We start from the raw sequence: 16,428 nt of genomic DNA, 5'->3' as shown, positions 1-16,428 counted from the left end.
GCCCGAGCCTAGGCGACCGGGCGTGCGCGGGGCGCGTCAGAGCCCGTACTCCTCCAGGAAGCGCAGCCAGACCTCGCTCACCGTCGGGTAGGAGGGCACGGCGTGCCAGAGCCGCCCGAGCGGCACCTCGCCGACGACGGCGATGGTCGCGGCGTGGAGCATCTCCGCCGCGTCCGGGCCGACGAACGTCGCCCCCACGACCACCTCCCGGGCCGCGTCGACCACGATCTGCGCGGTGCCCGCGTAGCCGGTGGCGCGCACGGCGGCCCCGGAGACGTTCGCGAGGTCGTAGCGCGCGACCCGCACGTCGAGGCCGGCGTCGCGCGCGCTGCGCTCGGTGTGCCCGACGGCGGCCACCTCGGGGCGTGTGAACACGACCTGGGGCGACGCGACGTGGTCGGCGGTCGCGGCGTACCGCGTCCACGGGCGCGGCTCCTCGCCCGCCGGCGGCGCGGACTCCCCCGCGGTCGGCGCGTCGGGCGCGTCGGCGCCGCCGAACCGTGCGGCGACCACGTCGCCGGCGACACGTCCCTGGTACTTGCCCTGGTGCGTCGTCGCGACGCGCCCGGTGACGTCGCCCGCGGCGTAGAGCCAGCCGCCCTCGACACCGCGCACGAGCATGGTGTCGTCGACGTCGAGCCCGCGCCCGGGCGTCAGGCCGAACGTCTCGACGCCGACGTCCTGCGTGCGCGGGGCGCGGCCCGTCGCCACGAGCACCCGGGCGACGTCGACGGTCCCGAGGTCGGGCGCCTCGTCCCCGCCCCTGCCGGTGGGCTCGAGCACGAGGCGCGCGCCGCCGTCGGGCAGCGCCTCCACCGCGCTCGCCTCGACCCCGAGCCGCACGTCGACGCCGAGCTCGCGCAGCGAGGCCGCGACGGCCTCGCCCGCCCAGGGCTCGGTGCGCTCCAGGAGCCCGCCCCGGGCGAGGACGGTGACCTGCGCGCCGAGGTCGGTGAGTGCGAAGGCCATCTCGCACGCGACCACACCGCCGCCGACGATCGCGAGGCTCTCCGGCACGTCCTCGACCCCGGTCGCCTCGCGGCTCGTCCACGGGTTGACCTCGGCGAGGCCCGGCACGTCGGGCAGGACGGGCACGCTGCCGGTCGCGACGACGACCGCGTCGCGCGCCTCGAGCACGCGCGAGCGGGGCAGGTCGTCGACGTCCGCGTCGGCGTCCTCGGCGACCACCTCGACGCGGCGCGGCCCGACCAGCCGGCCGAGGCCGCGCACGAGCGTGATGCCCGCGCCCTCGACCCACTTCACCTGGCCCGCGTCGTCCCAGTCGGACACCATCGCGTCGCGTCGCGCGAGCACGGCGGGCACGTCGAGGTCCGCGTCCACCCGGGCGCCCGGTACGCCGGCCGCCTCGGCGCGCACCGCGCCGGGTCGCAGCAGCGTCTTGGACGGGATGCACGCCCAGTAGGAGCACTCGCCGCCGACGAGCTCCGCCTCCACGAGCGCCACCGACAGGCCGGTCCGGCCGGCGCGGTCCGCGACGTTCTCGCCGACCGGTCCGCCGCCGACGACGATCACGTCGAAGGTGTCGGTCGCACCGCCCGCGGGGTCGGTGTCGTGAGCGGTCGGGGTACCGGTCGGGATGTCCGTCGTCATGCCCCCATGGTGGCGGTCCGGAGCGTCGAGCGCTCACCGACGGACCTCAGACGCGCACGTACTCCAGGTCGGTGATGACGCGACCGGCCGCTGTGCCCTTGCGCTCGAAGCCCGTGAGGACGCGCCCGTCGAACCGCGGCGCGACGCCGCCGGTCCCGTGGACGTTGCGCAGGCCGGGCTCAGCGTCGAGCACCTGGACCATCTGCTCGGCGTACTCCGCCCAGTCCGTCGCGAGGCGCAGGGTGCCCCCCGCCGTGCCCTCCGTCATGCCCTCCGTCGGGGCGCGCAGGACGCGCACGGCGAGCTCGGCGAACGACGCCGTCACGAGCCGGCGCTTGTGGTGCCGCGACTTGTGCCACGGGTCGGGGAAGAACACCCACAGCTCGTCGACGCCGCCCTCCGGGAGCGTCGTGGCGAGGAGCTCGACGGCGTTGACCTGCACGAGCCGCAGGTTCGTCAGGTCGCGCTGCGCGGCGCGCAGCACCGTCTGCGCCAGGCCGGGCGTGTACACCTCGACGGCGAGGAAGTCCGTGGCCGGGTCCGCCTCCGCGGCGGCGACGACCGCCTCGCCCTGCCCCGAGCCGATCTCGACGACGAGCGGGGCCGTCCGCCCGAACAGCACCTGCGGGTCGACGACGAACGACGGGTCGACCGACGTGCGCGCGACGTCGCGCGGGACCTCGAGGAGGTAGCGGTCGGCGTGCGCGTCCCACGCGCGCTGCTGGCGCGCGCCGAGGCGACCGCTGCGGCGCACGAACGACACCGGCTGCGTGCGGAATCGGGGGGTCGTCGGGGCGGGGGTGGGCTCGGGCACCGGACCAGGGTACGGCGACGGCCCGCACGCCCGGTACGGGACGTGCGGGCCGCCGTCGTCACGGGCCGCGGCGTGCGCCGCGCCCCGTCGCGGTCAGCCGCAGCCGACCGCGTCGAACGCGACGTCGAGCTCCGCGGACCGGCCGTCGCCGCTCGCCGTCACGCGCGCGCTGCCCGCCTCGACGTCGGCCGCGCGCACGGGGAACGCCTGGTACGCGGAGCGGCCGGGCGCCACGTCCGTCACGGTGCGCGACCCGAACGGCGTCTCGAGCGTGACGTCCACCGGGACGGTGTCGTCGTTGGTCGCCCGCACGGCGACGTACGCCGTGCCCGCCATGCACTGGGCACGGGCCTGCGCCGAGACGACGAGGCCGTCGGGGGCGGGCGCCGTCGTGAAGGACTGCACCGGGGAGACGGTCCGGCCGCCGTCCGCGCTGGTCGCCGTGACGGACCACGCGTGGCGCGTGCCCGGCTCGAGGCCGTCCCACGTGACCGTCGCGACCTCGCCAGAGGGCACGGTCACGGCACCGATCTCCTCGGCCGGCGAGAAGAGCGAGACCGCGTCGGTCGAGAGGGTCGTCGTGCGGCTCGTAAGGTCGACGGGAACCGTGAAGTCGTCCTCGCGGCCGTCGTAGCGCTGCTCGTCGTCGTACTCCGTCGCGCCGAAGTCCTCCAGCCACGGCGAGTACGTGTCGACGATCATCTCGGACCGGTCGACGTCGAACTGGAGCAGCCGGAAGAAGCTCGCGCCGAGGCGCAGGCCCTGCCCGGGCTCGTAGCCGCCGACCTCCGTGAGGCCTGCCTCCTCGGCCGTGATCTCGTAGAACTGGTAGTCGGCGAGGAGCTCGACGACGCCGCTGCCCTGCGTGCCGACGTCCTGGCGGACGTTGATGCCGACGCCGTGCCGGTGCCCGGTCAGGACGAGGAACACGTTGGGGTTCGGCTCGACGACCTTGGCGTGCACGAGGCGGCCGTCGGGCGTCGAGTGCGGGGACCCGCGACCGTCCGGGCTCGTGCTCGGCACGAGGTAGTCGTGCGTGAGCACGATCGCGTTGCGGTCCGCGAACTGCGCGAGCACGTCGTCGGCCCAGGCGGCCTCCTCGTCCGTCACGCCGTACGAGAGGTACACCGCGACGAAGTCGAGACCGCCCGCGGTGAACAGGTCGTAGTGGTTCTGGTTGTCGCCCTCGCGCCACGGGCCGCCGTACGACGCGTGCTCCCAGCCCTGCGACAGGGCCGCGTAGCGCTCGGGACCGTAGTACTCGTTGAACAGCGCGCCGGGCCCGTTGTCCTGCCCGGTGAGGTTGTCGTGGTTCCCCGCGAGCACGCCGTTGGGGATGCCCGCCTCGTCGACGATGCGCTGTACGGAGGACGAGAACTCGTACTCACCGCGGATCTGCGCGGCCATCGCCTCGTCCGCCGGGACGCGCGTGTAGTTCTCGTTCACGTCGCCCGTGTGGGCCATGTAGGCGATGTTGCGGTCGTCGGCGTTGTCGACGACCCACTGCGCCACGTCCGTGTAGGCCTGCGCCCACACGGCGCGCTCCTCGGGCGTCTCCTGCTCGACCGCGCCCTCGGACAGGTACTGGGTGTCGGTGAGGTGGACCATCGAGAAGTCGTAGGCCCCACGGTCGGCGAAGTCGGTCTCCTCGCGCGAACCGCCCGCGCCGATGTCGTCGGCGAAGGGGTCGGTGCCCGTGACGAGCACGTGCACCGTGCCGTCGTGGGCGTGCCCGGCGCCGAGCGTGGCCGCGAGGGTCGTCGGGCCGTCGACCGCGCCGCGCGCGGCCGCGAGCTCGTCCCAGGCGGAGCCGTCCCAGACGTGGAGCGTGGCCAGGCGCTGCGGGTCGACCACGCCCTCCCAGCGCACGACCTGACCGGTCGCGTCACCCTCTGCCGGGATCTCGAACCGCTGGAACGCGACGTCGCGCGACGCCGCGGACTCGAGCACGGCGTCGTCGCCGGGGACGAGCGCGTCGACGGCGGCCGGCTGCTCGCCCTCGACCTCGAGCGTGCTCGTCGGCACCGCGGCGGTCTCTCCCTGCGCGGCGACGACCGGCGAGGCGACCTCCGCGCGCGAGAACGTCGCGGTCACGTCACCGCCGCCCGGGACGGCCACGCGGGCGCCGAGCTCCACCGAGCCCTCGATGCCGGTCGCGCCCGTCGTCGGGGTCAGATCGGTCGGCACGTCGGGGACGCCCAGGCTCGTGAACGCGATCTCGTGGCTGCTCTCGTTGCCGAGCACGTCCGTCGCGGTGACGACCAGCGCGTGCTCGCCGGGCGCGAGACCCGGACCGACCGCGGCGCCGGGCTCGAGCGTCTCGCCGTCGAGCACCACGTGCGGGCCCTCGAGGACGCCCGAGGCGTCCGTGAGCTCGACCGCGAGCGTCGTGGCCGTCGCGAGCCGGTCGCCGGCGGCGGGGGTGCTCGACGCGATCGCGGGACCGGTGTTGTCGGTCGTGACGGTGCGGCGGGCGGTCGCCCCGGCGGCCGTCGCCGAGGTGATCTCGTGCACGCCGTCGGCGAGCGTCGCGGTGTCCAGCTCCGCGCGCAGGCCGGGCGCGGGGGCGTCGGCGTCCCGGACGACGTCGAAGCGGAGGTCGACCTCGCGCGGGCGCGTCGTCGCGGAGCCGCAGTTCCCGTCGCCGAGCGTGTACGACGGCGCGACCCCCACCGGGGTGGCCGTGCCGTCGGTGACCTCCAACCCGAGGCCGGAGACCGTGAAGTCGTCGCGGTTGGCGCCGCACGACGTCGGGTAGGTGCCGGCGACGAAGCGGACCGTGTTGGCCCCTTCGCGCAGGTAGGCGTTGGGCACGTCGATGCGGACCGTCTCGCTCGCGTAGTCGCGGTCGACGAGGTCGATGCGCTGGCCGTTGACGAGCAGGTGGTTGGTGTAGCGCGCCTCGATCGAGTTCGACCCGACGGTGAGGACGAACGCCGACGTCCCGGCGCCCAGCGTCTCGGTCGTGACCAGCGCGGTGCCGTCGACGGCGATCCCGGTGGGTGTGTCGCCGCCGTCGGGCGGGGTGGCGAGGATCGTCTGCGTGCCGTCGAGCAGGGCGCCGTCGGCCGGGGTGATCGCGGGGGCGCCGGGCGCGGAGTTGTTCACGGTGACCGCGCTCGACGCCGCGAGGCCCGCCGCGGTCGTCGCGGTGAGGGTGTGCGCGCCGTTCTCGAGCGTCGCGGTGTCGAGCTCGGCCGCGAGGCCGGTGGTGGCCGTCGGGTCCTGCGCGAGGTCGAACTCCAGGTCGGCGCTCTGGATGCGCGCCGTGTTCGTGCCGCACGAGCCGTCACCGAACGCGTAGGAGAAGCTGTTGCCCGAGCCGTCGGCGACCTCGCCGAGGAGCTCGAGGGAGACCTCGGTGACGTCGTAGTCGTCGTAGTTCGCGCCGCACGACGTCTCGAACGTCCCGACGACGAAGCGCACGTCGTTGGTGCCCCGGACGAGCAGGTCGGCCGGGACGTCGAGCGCGACGCGCTCGGAGACCATGTCGCGGTCGAGGTCGAGGCGTGTGCCGTTGACGAGCACGTAGCTGCCGTACCGCGCCTCGATCGAGTTGCTGCCGACGTCGAAGAGCAGGCGCGCCGTCGCGGGCGTCGGCACCGCGTCGAGCGGCTCGCCGTCGACGGCGAGCTCGGCCACCGGGTCGCCCGCCATGACCGGCTGCGCCTCGACGGTCGCCGTGCCGTCGAGGTACGTCCCCGTCGTGGGGTGCAGGACCGGGGTGCCGCTGGGTTCCTCGGGACCGCTCGTGGTCGCGGCGGCGCTCGGCGGCGCCAGGACCGCACCTGCGGTCACCGGGGCGAGGGCCCCTGCGGCGAGGGTCGCCCCGAGCGCTGCGGCGACCGCGCGTCGTCTCCTGCGGGGCGGGGGCGTGTGCACGTGGACGTGCATCGGGTGTCCTTTCGTCGTCGACAGGCGAAGGGCACGGCCGACCGTCGTCCGGGGCACCCGTACCCGGTACGGGACGATCCCGGGCGGTGGTGAACTCCTGGACGAGCCAGGAGGAACGCGCGCGGAACGACCGACGACGGTCGGGTGACGCCGCGGGACCGGGCGCGGAAGGCCGGGCGCGGAAGGCCGGGCGCGCGGCGGCAGGAACGACGACGGCCGCCCACCCGTGGGGTGGACGGCCGTCGTGCGCCGGTGAGCGGCGTGGTGCGCCATCAGGGACTCGAACCCCGAACCCGCTGATTAAGAGTCAGCTGCTCTGCCAGTTGAGCTAATGGCGCGCGAGAAGAAACACTAGCAGCAGGCCGACCGGGGCCGGAAATCGATCCGGCCAGGACACCTGTGAGGTGCGCGACACCGCCCGGGCGCTGCAGGTGGCGCTACAGGTACAGGCCCGTCGGACCGCTCTCGTCGACCTCCTGGGAGACCGCGTGCACGTCGCGCTCGCGCAGGAGCACGAGCTGGGAGACCGCGTGCACGTCGCGCTCGCGCAGGAGCACGAGGTCCTTGCCGCCGAGCTCGACCTCGGCGCGCTCGTCCGGGTCGAACAGGACGCGGTCCCCCACGGCGACCTGGCGCACGTGCTCGCCCGCCGCCACCACGACGGCCCACGCGAGCCGCTTCGGGCCGGCCGCCGTCGCGGGGATGACGAGCCCCGCCGAGCTCTGCCGCTCGCTCGCGTCCACCTCCGGCTCGACGAGCAGCCGGTCGTGCAGCATGCGGACGGGGAGGTCGGTGCGTCCGCCCGAGGGTGCGGGACGGGAGGAGGACGGGGGCGTCGTCGTGCTCACGCGACCACGCTACCCGGGTCGCCTACCCTCGGAGAGCACCGTCCCTCCCCTGCACCAAGGAGTCCCATGGCCACGCGCCTCACCGCCGGCGACACCGCACCCGACTTCACCCTGCCCGCCGCCGACGGCAGCACCGTCACGCTGTCGGACCTGCGCGGCCGGCACGTCGTCGTCTACTTCTACCCGGCCGCCGGGACGCCCGGCTGCACGAAGCAGGCGTGCGACTTCCGCGACAGCCTCGCGTCGCTGCAGGGCGCGGGGTACACGGTCGTGGGCGTCTCGCCCGACCCGGTGGAGAAGCTCGCCGCGTTCGCCGAGGCGGAGCAGCTGACCTTCCCCCTCGTGTCCGACGTCGAGAAGTCGGCCCTCGAGGCGTACGGCGCGTGGGGCGAGAAGAAGAACTACGGCCGGACCGTGGTGGGCGTGATCCGCTCGACCGTCGTCGTGGACCCCGAGGGCACCGTCGAGCTCGCGCAGTACAACGTCAAGGCGACCGGCCACGTGGCGAAGCTCCGCCGCGACCTGGGCATCGATCCGCGGTAGTCACCGCGCCCCGCCGTAGACTGACGCCCGCGCGCGAGTGGCGTAACTGGCAGCCGCGCCAGGTTTAGGTCCTGGTGTCCTCGGACGTGCGGGTTCGAGTCCCGCCTCGCGCACGGCGCTCGGACGGCCCGCCACCCCTGCCGGGGTGACGGGCCGTCCGTCGTGGTGCGACCGTGGTCGCGGCCGTCGCGCGGCGGGGGCTCAGGCCTCCTGCGCGGGCGCGCCGTCGTCCGCCGCGGCGATCTGCCGGCGCACGTCCTCCATGTCGAGGCCCTTGACGGCGTCGACGACCTGCTTGAGCGCCGGTGCGGGCAGCGCGCCGGGCTGCGAGAAGACGAGGATGCCCTCGCGGAACGCCATGAGCGTCGGGATCGACGTGATGTTGGCGGCGGCCGCCAGGCCGCGCTCCGCCTCGGTGTCGATCTTGGCGTGGACGACGTCGGGGTTCTCCTCCGACGACGCCTCGAACACCGGCGCGAACATCTTGCACGGGCCGCACCAGTCCGCCCAGAAGTCGACCAGCACGATGTCGTTGTCCTTGATCGTCTGCTCGAAGGTCGTCTCGGTGAGCGTCTGCGTGGCCATGTCGGGTCCTTCCGAGGGTGTGTCAGCGTCCGCTGGGTGAAGCAACGCGGGAACAGCGAGTATTCCCCCTGCGGCAGCACCCCGCCCCCTACGCTGTGGCTGTGACGCACGCCACCGGGGCCTCCGGCCCGCGCGACGACCTGTCCGGCCCTCGTCCTCGGCTCGCGCGCCCCGACCGGCGCACCGTCGTCGGGTACGCCGCGGGCTCGGTCGGCACCGGCGGGTTCGGGACGTTGCCGGGCCTCGTGCTCCTCGTGTACCTCACCGACGCGCTCGCCGTCCCGGCCGCCGTCGCGGGCCTCATCGTCACCGGCGCGAAGGTGTGGGACGTGCTGGTCGACCCGTTCATCGGGTACGGCTCGGACCGCGACCTCGCCCGCACCGGCTCGCGCCGCCGGTTCCTGACGGTCGGGGCGCTCACCCTCCCCGTGCTCTTCACGCTGACGTTCGCCGTGCCCGCGGCCGCGGGACCGACCGCCGCGGCGCTGTGGGTGCTGGTCGCCTTCGTCCTGGCGGCGACGGCCTTCAGCCTGTTCCAGGTCCCGTACATCGCGCTGCCGGCCGAGCTCGACCTCACCTACGACGGCCGCACCCGTCTGCTCGCGTGGCGCGTCGCCGCCCTCGCGCTGGCCATCCTGGTCTTCGGCGCCGGCGGGCCGGCGCTGCGCGGCGACCCCGACTCCCTGTCCGGGTACCTCCTCATGGGCGCCGTGTGCGGCGTGCTGCTCGGCGCCGGCATGCTCGTCACCGCACGCATCGCCCCGCGCGGGCGCCCGGCGCCGGACCGGCCCGCGGGCGACGGTGCGACGGCTCCCGCGCCCACCGCGCGCGGCGTCTGGGTGACGGCCGTGCGCCAGGCGCTCGACGCGCTGCGCCGGTCGCGCCCGTTCCGCACGCTCCTGGCGGCGTTCTTCCTCCAGGCCGTCGCGATCGGTCTCATGCTCGCCGGCGCCGCCTACGTCGCGCGCCACGTGCTGCGCGACGAGGCGGCCGTGAGCCTGCTGTTCGCCGCGCTCATCGCCCCGGCGCTCGCCTGCATGCCGCTGTGGACGCGGCTCGCGCGCCGCGACGGCAAGGAGCGGGGGTTCGTCGTCGCCACCGTGCTGTTCGCCGTCGCCGCGCTCGGCATGGTGCCGCTCGCCTGGGCGCCCGGGGCGTGGGTGTACGTCCCGACGGCCCTCGCCGGCGTCGCGTACGCCGGGATGCAGGTGCTCCCGCTGGCGATGCTGCCCGACGTGATCGCCCACGACGCGCGGTCGCACGGCGACGGTCACGGCGGCACGTTCAGCGGGGTGTGGACCGCGGGCGAGACCGCCGGCATGGCCCTCGGCCCCGCGGTGCTGTCGGTCGTGCTGGCGGCGACGGGCTACGTCTCGACGCGCGCGGGCGAGGCGGCCGCGCAGCCGACGAGCGCCGTCGACGGGATCGCGCTGTCGTTCTCCGTCGTGCCCGCCCTGCTGATCCTCGCCAGCCTCCTCCCGCTGGTGCGGTACGGTCTGCGCAGGGGGGATGTCGACGGCACCGCGACGGAGCTGCCGCACGACCACGACGGAGCCGCTGCATGACCACCCCGCCCAGCCCGACCGCCGCGCGCGCCCACCGCACCGGGTCGCCCCCCGCCTCCGGCGCCGTCCCGGTGCGCACCGAGGGCATCCTCGACCGCCTGGCCCGGCTGCGCGCCGCCGACGCCCCGACGCACGGCGGCCGCGTCCTGTCCTACGTCTACGACCCGGGCCTGGCCGAGCTCGACGAGCTCGCGGGCGCGGCCGCCCGCGCGGTGCTGCCGGTCAACGGCCTCGACCCGACGACGTTCACGTCGGTCGCGGTCATGGAGCGCGAGCTCGTCGCGTTCGCGCGCGACGTGCTGCACGGGCCGGCGCAGGGCCCGGACGCGGTCGTCGGCTCCGTCACGTCAGGCGGGACCGAGAGCTGCCTGCTCGCGGTGAAGACGGCGCGCGACCAGCTCGCCGCGCGCCGCCCGGGCGCACGCCCCCGGCTCGTCGCGCCCGTGAGCGCGCACGCGGCGTTCCGCAAGGCGGCGCAGTACCTCGGGCTCGCGCTCACGCTCGTGCCGGTGGACCCGGCGACCGGCGTGACGGCGGCGGCGGACCTCGTCGCCGAGCTGGACAGTCCCGACGGCGACGTCGCGCTCGTCGTGGTCTCCGCGCCGTCGTACCCCCACGGCGTGGTCGACCCGGTCGCCGAGGTCGCCGCGGCGGCCGCCGCGCGCGGGGTACCCGTCCACGTCGACGCGTGCGTCGGCGGGTGGGTCCTGCCGTTCTGGGAGCGCGCGGGCGGCGCGCCCGTCCCCGCGTTCGACTTCGCGGTCCCGGGGGTGACGAGCATCTCCGCGGACGTGCACAAGTACGGGTACGCGCCGAAGGGCTCGTCCGTGCTGCTCGTGCGCGGCCGCGACCGGCACCGGCACCAGTTCTTCGCGACCACCGGCTGGCCCGGCTACCCGGTGGTCAACTCGGGGGTGTCGGGTTCGCGCTCGGCCGCACCGCTCGCCGCGGCGTGGGCCGTGACGCAGGCGCTCGGGACCGACGGGTACACGGCGCTCACGGCGCGCTGCGTGCGCGCGGCCGGGGCGCTGCACGACGCGGTGGCCGCGATCGAGGGCCTGCGCGTCGTCGGCTCGCCGACCGGGCCCCTGCTCGCCGTCGCGACGGACGACGCCGTGGCGCCCGGCCGGCGGGTCGACCCGCACCTGTGGGCGGACGCCGTCCGGGCGCGCGGCTGGGTCCTCCAGCCGCAGCCCGGGCTCGCGCAGGACGACGGCACCCGCCTGCCGCACACCACCCACCTCACCGTCACCCCCGTCACGGAGGCCGCGGTCGAGTCGCTCGTCGAGGCTCTCGTCGTGGGCGCCGACGAGGTGCGCGGCGACCCGCGCCCCGACACCTCCTCGGTCCTCGGTGCGCTCGCCGGCGTGGCGGGCGCCGGGTCGCCCACCTCCGACGAGGTGTGGGCCACGCTGCAGACGGTGCTCGGTGCACCGGAGGACGGGTCGGCGGGCTCGGTCGTGCCGACCCGGCTCGCGCCCCTCATGTCGATCATGGAGTCGCTGCCCGGGCCCGTCGCCGAGCGGCTGCTCGTCGAGCTCCTCGCGCGCGTCGCCGAGCCGTGGGACCAGCCGGCGGGCGGGGCGGCGCGCGCGGGATGAACTCGCTCCCCCGGGCGTCGCGGGGTAGAACAGTCGGGTGACGGACACCGCCGACTTCCCGCCTGACGACTTCTCGCACGAGAACCCCCGGCCCGCCGGGTGGCTCAGCCCCGAGGAGATCGCGGTCGCCCGCTCGCAGCTCCCCCTCGTCTACGTCGACGCGGTGCCGGTGCGGGTCGACGACTCGGGCGACGTCGTGGCCGTCGGGCTCCTGCTGCGCGTCGCACCCGACGGGATGATGACGCGCGCGCTGGTCTCCGGCCGCGTGATGTACCACGAGCGCATCCGCGACGCGCTGCTGCGCCACATCGAGAAGGACCTCGGACCCGTCGCGCTGCCCCGGGTGCCGGCCTCTCCGCAGCCGTTCACGGTGGCCGAGTACTTCCCGACGCCCGGCATCACGTCGTACCACGACGACCGCCAGCACGCGGTCTCGCTCGCCTACGTGGTCCCCGTGTCCGGCGACTGCCGGCCGCAGCAGAACGCCCTCGAGCTCGCGTGGCTCACGCCCGAGCAGGCGTGCAGCGACGCCGTCCAGCTCGAGATGCACGGCGGCCAGGGCGTTCTGCTGCGCCAGGCGATGGCGTTCGTCGGCCGGCTGCCCTGAGCGTCGCCCGGCGGGACCGAGGTCCCCTCCGCCCGTGACCGACGCCCGTCGCACCGCGCACCGGTCCCGACCGACCGTGGGAGGACGGGAGGCCGTCGGCCCGACGCCGACGCGGGGACGAGGGAGCAGTCATGGACGCCGTCGTGGTGTACGAGTCGATGTTCGGCAACAGCGAGCGCGTCGCGCGCGCCGTCGCGGAGGGTCTGGGTGAGCGGGTCGCCGTCACGGTGGTCGACGTCGACGCGGTCGACGCCGCGGCGCAGGACGCGCTGGCCGGGGCCGACCTCGTGGTGGCGGGTGGGCCGACGCACGCGTTCGGCATGACGCGCCCGGCAACGCGCGCCGACGCGGTCCAGCGGGCGACCGGGGAGGTCTCGCACCGCACGCGCGGCCTGCGCGAGTGGGTCGAGTCGGTGCCGCGGCAGCCGCAGGAGCGCCTGGCCGCGACGTTCGACACGCGCGTGACCAAGGTCAAGCCGCTGCCCGGGTCCGCCGCGCGCGGCGCGGCGAAGGTCCTGCGCCACGCGGGGTTCCGCATGGTGACGCCACCGGCGTCGTTCTACGTCGGGGACGTCGAGGGGCCGCTCGGCGACGGCGAGCTGGACCGCGCCCGCACGTGGGGCCGAGGACTGGCGGACGCGCTCGTGCCCCTCGCACAGGCGCCGCACGCCTGACGGCCCGCCGCGCCGGACCGGCTCAGCCGGCGAGCTCCAGGCGCGGCCAGTCCTCGAGGTCCTCGCGCATGCGGCGGTCGTGCGTCGCGACCACGACCGCGGCGGGCGTGACCCGCAGCGCCTGCGTGAGCTCGTCGACGAGGTCGATGGACAGGTGGTTGGTCGGCTCGTCGAGCAGCAGCACGTGCGGTGCCGCGAGGAGCGCCCGCGCGAGGTCGAACCTCCGCCGCTGACCCGCCGAGAGCTCGCGCAGGGGCCGCTCGAGATCGCCCTCGGTGAGCAGGCCGAGGAACGCCACGGGCACCAGGTGGTCCGGGTCCAGGCGCCGGGCGCCGAGCAGGTCGAGCGCCTCGCGCGCGTACTCGTCGAACCCGGTGCGGTCCTCGGCGCCCGGCGGCAGGTCCGGGCCCTCCTGCGCGACGACGCCCAGCCGGGCGCCGTCGACCACGGAGCGGGTGCCCCGGTCGAGCGGCGCCAGACCCGCGAGCGCGGCGAGGAACGTCGACTTGCCGCTGCCGTTGGGGCCGGTCACGAGCAGTCGCCCGGACGGCGGGACCGCGACGCGTGTGCCGGGCAGGTCGAGGCGTGCCCCGACCCGCGGGCTGCGGAGCTCGACGACGGCCTCGGCGGGGTCCCAGCCGGGAGACATGGCGGGCAGCTCCGGGAACGCGAGCTGCAGCGGCGGGACGGGCACCTCGACGGCGTCCGCCTCGAGGCGCTGGATCATGCGGTCGGCCGCCTTGACGTGGATGCGGGCGCGCGTGGCACGCCGGTGCTTCTCGCTGCCCTTGGGCGGGCGCCACTCGTCGGACAGCCCCTCGTACGACGCGTCGAGCACCTGGGCGAGCTTCTCGGCGCGCTTGCGCTCGGCGCGGTAGCGCTGCCGCCAGCGGTGCAGCGCCTGGTTCTTGGCGAACCGGTAGGCGAGGTAGCCCGGCTGCCCGTACAGGACCGGCCGGCCGTCCATCGCCGGGTCGAGGTCGAGGATCTCGGTCGCGACGTCGTCGAGCAGCTGGCGGTCGTGCGTGACCATGACGACGCCGCCCCGCCACGCCACGAGCTCTCCGGTGAGGAAGTCGATGCCGCTCGCGTCGAGGTGGTTCGTCGGCTCGTCGAGCAGCAGGAGCTCGGCCCGCTCGGCGAGGCGGCACGCGAGGCGCACCCGGTAGCGCTCGCCGACGGACAGGGTCGTGAGCTCGCGAGCGTGGTCGCGGCACGCGCCGAGGCGGGACAGCGCGACGTCGACCCGGCGGTCGGCGTCCCACACCGCGAGGTGCTCCGCGCGCGCCAGCACGCCGGTCAGCTCGGCCAGGTCGCCGGTCTCGTGGTCGAAGTCGCGGGCCGCGGCGTCGAGCTCCGCGGCGACGGCGCGCAGGCCGGCGAGCGTCGCGCGCACGAGGTCCCCCACCGTCTGACCCGTCGCCACGGCGAGCTCCTGCTCGACCACGGCGAGGTCGCCCGTGCGGCGCACCTGCCCACGGCTCGGGACCAGGCCCCCGGCCAGGACGTGCAGCAGCGTGGACTTGCCCGTCCCGTTCTCCCCCACCACGCCGAGGCGTGTGCCCTCCGTCACCCGGACGCTCACGCCGTCGAGCACGGGCCGCCCCGGGTAGGAGAAGGCGAGGTCGTCGGCGGCGAGGTGCACGGCACAACCCTAGGTGGCGCGCGCCCGGGCGCCCGCATCACCGGGCGCACGCACGTGGGCACGCCCCTGTGAGATCGGCGGGTACCGTCGAGGCATGAGCACCGCAGCCGCCCTGCGCTCCCCCGCCGGCCTCGTCGTGCTCGCCGCGCTCGCCGACGTCGCGTGCGTGCTCGCGCTCGCCTCCGGCGGTCTCGCGGCGCACACGCCGGGCGAGGGCGCGGCGCGGCTGCTGTACGTCGCGTGGCCGTTCGCCGCGGGCGCGCTCGTCGGGTGGCTGGTCACGCGCGCGTGGCGCCGCCCCTGGCGCCTGTGGCCGACGGGCGTCGTGGTGTGGGGCTGCGCGTGGGCGCTCGGCGTGCTGCTGCGCGTGCTCACCGGCCAGGGCGTCGCACCCGCCTTCCAGCTCGTGTCGTTCGGGTTCCTCGGCCTGACGCTGCTCGGCTGGCGCGGGGTCGTGGCGCTCGTCGAGGTGCTGCGCCCCGCGGAGCGTCGTCGCCGCGAGCGCGACCTCGCGGGCCGCTGAACCGCCGCGCCCCGGGCCCTTACCGCACCAGGGCCGCGACGACCTCCGGCGCGAGCGCGCGGAACGCCGTGCCGCGGTGGCTGATGGCGTTCTTCTCGGCCGGGTCGAGCTCGGCGGCCGAGCGCCGCGGGGCGCCCGCGGGCTGGTCCTGCGGCTCGAGGACGGGGTCGTAGCCGAAGCCGTTCGTCCCGCGCGGGGCCTCGAGGAGCACGCCCCGCATCGCACCGGTGCGCACGACCTCGCGGCCGTCGGGCGTCACGAGCGCCGCGGCGCACACGAACCCGGCACCGCGGTGCTCGGGCCGCACGTCGCGCAGCTGGGCGAGCAGGAGCTCGAGGTTCGCGACGTCGTCGCCGTGGCGACCGGCCCAGCGCGCGCTGAAGATTCCGGGTGCGCCGCCGAGCACGTCGACGGCGAGACCGGAGTCGTCCGCCACGGCGGGCAGGCCGGTCGCGGCGACGAGCGCCCGCGCCTTGAGGAGCGCGTTCTCCGCGAACGTCACGCCGTCCTCGACGGGCTCCGGGGCCCCCACGTCACCGGCGCTCACGACCTGCTCGGGCGCGAGGTCGAGCCCCGGGTGGGCGTCGAGCTCGGCCGCGAGGATCGCGCGCAGCTCGGCGAGCTTGCCGCGGTTGTGCGTCGCGAGGACGAGGCGGGCGCCGTCCGGCACCCGGACGGGCGACCCGCCGCTCACGCGCCCGCCTCGAGCGCGGCCCGCTGGATCGCGGTGAGCTCGGCCGTGCCGGCGACGGCCAGGTCGAGGAGCGCGTCGAGCTCGGCGCGGTCGAACGGCGCGTGCTCGGCCGTGCCCTGCACCTCGACGAACGTGCCCGACCCCGTGGTGACGACGTTCATGTCCGTCTCGGCGCGCACGTCCTCGACGTACGGCAGGTCGAGCATCGGCACGCCGTCGACGATGCCGACGCTCACGGCCGCGACGGAGTCGGTGAGCACGGGCTTGCCGCCCGACTTCACGTGCCCGTGGCGCTGGCCCCACGCGACGGCGTCCGCGAGCGCCACGTAGGCGCCGGTGATCGCGGCGGTGCGCGTGCCGCCGTCGGCCTGGAGCACGTCGCAGTCGAGGACGATGGTGTTCTCCCCGAGCGCGGAGACGTCGATGACCGCGCGCAGCGACCGCCCGATGAGGCGCGAGATCTCGTGGGTGCGGCCGCCGATCCTGCCCTTGACCGACTCGCGCTGGCTGCGCTCGTTCGTCGCGCGCGGGAGCATCGCGTACTCGGCGGTGACCCAGCCCTCGCCGGAGCCCTTGCGCCAGCGCGGCACGCCCTCGGTGAACGACGCCGCGCACAGCACGCGCGTGCGACCGAACTCGACGAGCACGGAGCCCTCGGCCTGGTCGAGCCAGCTGCGGGTGATCGTCACGGGGCGGAGCTGGTCGTGCGCGCGGCCGTCGGCGCGCACGGCCGAGGTGCCGGCCGTGCCGGCGGCAGGAGCAGTGGTCATGCGGCCACCCTACCCACCGCCTCGGGGCTGTCCGGGGCGCTCGCCCGGACCGCG

Annotated in this window: 14 protein-coding genes and 2 tRNA genes; 7 read left to right on the top strand and 9 right to left on the bottom strand. The window is 75.8% G+C overall.

Features of this window, described 5'->3' with window-relative positions; genetic code table 11:
* Nucleotides 1-36: 36 nt before the first annotated feature.
* The 5 genes from ACFTZA_RS02090 to ACFTZA_RS02070 all read right to left on the bottom strand — a co-directional run bounded on the left by ACFTZA_RS02090 (nt 37) and on the right by ACFTZA_RS02070 (nt 7,095).
* Nucleotides 37-1,611, bottom strand: coding sequence for a dihydrolipoyl dehydrogenase family protein (locus ACFTZA_RS02090; RefSeq protein WP_378190248.1), 1,575 nt, complete (start codon nt 1,609-1,611; stop codon nt 37-39).
* A gap of 46 nt (nt 1,612-1,657) precedes the next feature.
* Complete coding sequence (trmB, locus tag ACFTZA_RS02085) at nt 1,658-2,425, bottom strand: tRNA (guanosine(46)-N7)-methyltransferase TrmB (protein ID WP_378190246.1); 768 nt, start codon at nt 2,423-2,425, stop codon at nt 1,658-1,660.
* A gap of 93 nt (nt 2,426-2,518) precedes the next feature.
* A complete protein-coding gene (locus tag ACFTZA_RS02080) occupies nt 2,519-6,319 on the bottom strand; it encodes a hypothetical protein (RefSeq protein WP_378190243.1) in 3,801 nt (1,266 codons plus the stop codon).
* Between the two features lie 262 nt (nt 6,320-6,581).
* Nucleotides 6,582-6,657: transfer RNA gene (locus ACFTZA_RS02075), tRNA-Lys, on the bottom strand.
* A 99-nt stretch (nt 6,658-6,756) separates the two neighbouring features.
* Complete coding sequence (locus ACFTZA_RS02070) at nt 6,757-7,095, bottom strand: GroES family chaperonin (RefSeq protein WP_378190754.1); 339 nt, start codon at nt 7,093-7,095, stop codon at nt 6,757-6,759.
* 138 nt (nt 7,096-7,233) lie between these two features.
* Here ACFTZA_RS02070 and bcp point away from each other — a divergent pair, with 138 nt between their 5' ends.
* Together bcp and ACFTZA_RS02060 are read left to right on the top strand one after the other, a co-directional pair.
* Nucleotides 7,234-7,710 carry a thioredoxin-dependent thiol peroxidase gene (bcp, locus tag ACFTZA_RS02065; protein ID WP_378190241.1) on the top strand — a complete coding sequence of 159 codons (477 nt, stop codon included), beginning with the start codon at nt 7,234-7,236 and terminating at the stop codon, nt 7,708-7,710.
* Nucleotides 7,711-7,741: 31 nt separating this feature from the next.
* Nucleotides 7,742-7,823: transfer RNA gene (locus ACFTZA_RS02060), tRNA-Leu, on the top strand.
* Nucleotides 7,824-7,911: 88 nt separating this feature from the next.
* On the opposite strand, the gene trxA is transcribed toward ACFTZA_RS02060, so the two are convergent.
* Nucleotides 7,912-8,295, bottom strand: a complete 384-nt coding sequence (gene trxA / locus ACFTZA_RS02055) for a thioredoxin (RefSeq protein ID WP_075827748.1) — start codon at nt 8,293-8,295, stop codon at nt 7,912-7,914.
* Nucleotides 8,296-8,396: 101 nt separating this feature from the next.
* Here trxA and ACFTZA_RS02050 point away from each other — a divergent pair, with 101 nt between their 5' ends.
* From ACFTZA_RS02050 to ACFTZA_RS02035, 4 genes are all read left to right on the top strand, one after another.
* A complete protein-coding gene (locus ACFTZA_RS02050) occupies nt 8,397-9,860 on the top strand; it encodes an MFS transporter (RefSeq protein WP_378190239.1) in 1,464 nt (487 codons plus the stop codon).
* Complete coding sequence (locus ACFTZA_RS02045) at nt 9,857-11,461, top strand: pyridoxal phosphate-dependent decarboxylase family protein (RefSeq protein ID WP_378190237.1); 1,605 nt, start codon at nt 9,857-9,859, stop codon at nt 11,459-11,461. Before ACFTZA_RS02050 ends, ACFTZA_RS02045 begins: the two co-directional genes overlap by 4 nt.
* A gap of 37 nt (nt 11,462-11,498) precedes the next feature.
* Nucleotides 11,499-12,068 carry an NUDIX hydrolase family protein gene (locus ACFTZA_RS02040; protein WP_378190234.1) on the top strand — a complete coding sequence of 190 codons (570 nt, stop codon included), beginning with the start codon at nt 11,499-11,501 and terminating at the stop codon, nt 12,066-12,068.
* 131 nt (nt 12,069-12,199) lie between these two features.
* A complete protein-coding gene (locus tag ACFTZA_RS02035; RefSeq protein WP_378190232.1) occupies nt 12,200-12,742 on the top strand; it encodes a flavodoxin domain-containing protein in 543 nt (180 codons plus the stop codon).
* Between the two features lie 22 nt (nt 12,743-12,764).
* Here ACFTZA_RS02035 and ACFTZA_RS02030 read toward each other — a convergent pair whose 3' ends face one another.
* Nucleotides 12,765-14,387 (bottom strand): ATP-binding cassette domain-containing protein, encoded by a 1,623-nt coding sequence (locus tag ACFTZA_RS02030; protein WP_378190229.1) that lies wholly within the window; start codon nt 14,385-14,387, stop codon nt 12,765-12,767.
* A gap of 94 nt (nt 14,388-14,481) precedes the next feature.
* On the opposite strand from ACFTZA_RS02030, the gene ACFTZA_RS02025 reads away from it, so the two are divergent.
* Nucleotides 14,482-14,910, top strand: a complete 429-nt coding sequence (locus ACFTZA_RS02025) for a DUF3054 domain-containing protein (RefSeq protein ID WP_378190226.1) — start codon at nt 14,482-14,484, stop codon at nt 14,908-14,910.
* Nucleotides 14,911-14,929: 19 nt separating this feature from the next.
* Here the strand turns inward: ACFTZA_RS02025 and rdgB are convergent, their stop codons facing one another.
* Together rdgB and rph are read right to left on the bottom strand one after the other, a co-directional pair.
* Nucleotides 14,930-15,604, bottom strand: a complete 675-nt coding sequence (gene rdgB, locus ACFTZA_RS02020) for an RdgB/HAM1 family non-canonical purine NTP pyrophosphatase (RefSeq protein ID WP_378190224.1) — start codon at nt 15,602-15,604, stop codon at nt 14,930-14,932.
* Nucleotides 15,601-16,374 (bottom strand): ribonuclease PH, encoded by a 774-nt coding sequence (gene rph, locus ACFTZA_RS02015; RefSeq protein WP_378190222.1) that lies wholly within the window; start codon nt 16,372-16,374, stop codon nt 15,601-15,603. The genes rdgB and rph overlap by 4 nt, the downstream gene beginning before the upstream one ends.
* Nucleotides 16,375-16,428: the final 54 nt, after the last annotated feature.

This window comes from Cellulosimicrobium sp. NPDC057127, assembly GCF_042670945.1.
Lineage (GTDB): Bacteria > Actinomycetota > Actinomycetes > Actinomycetales > Cellulomonadaceae > Cellulosimicrobium.
The sequence above is the reverse complement of the archived record's forward strand: the minus strand, read 5'-3'. Positions and strand labels throughout refer to the sequence as shown.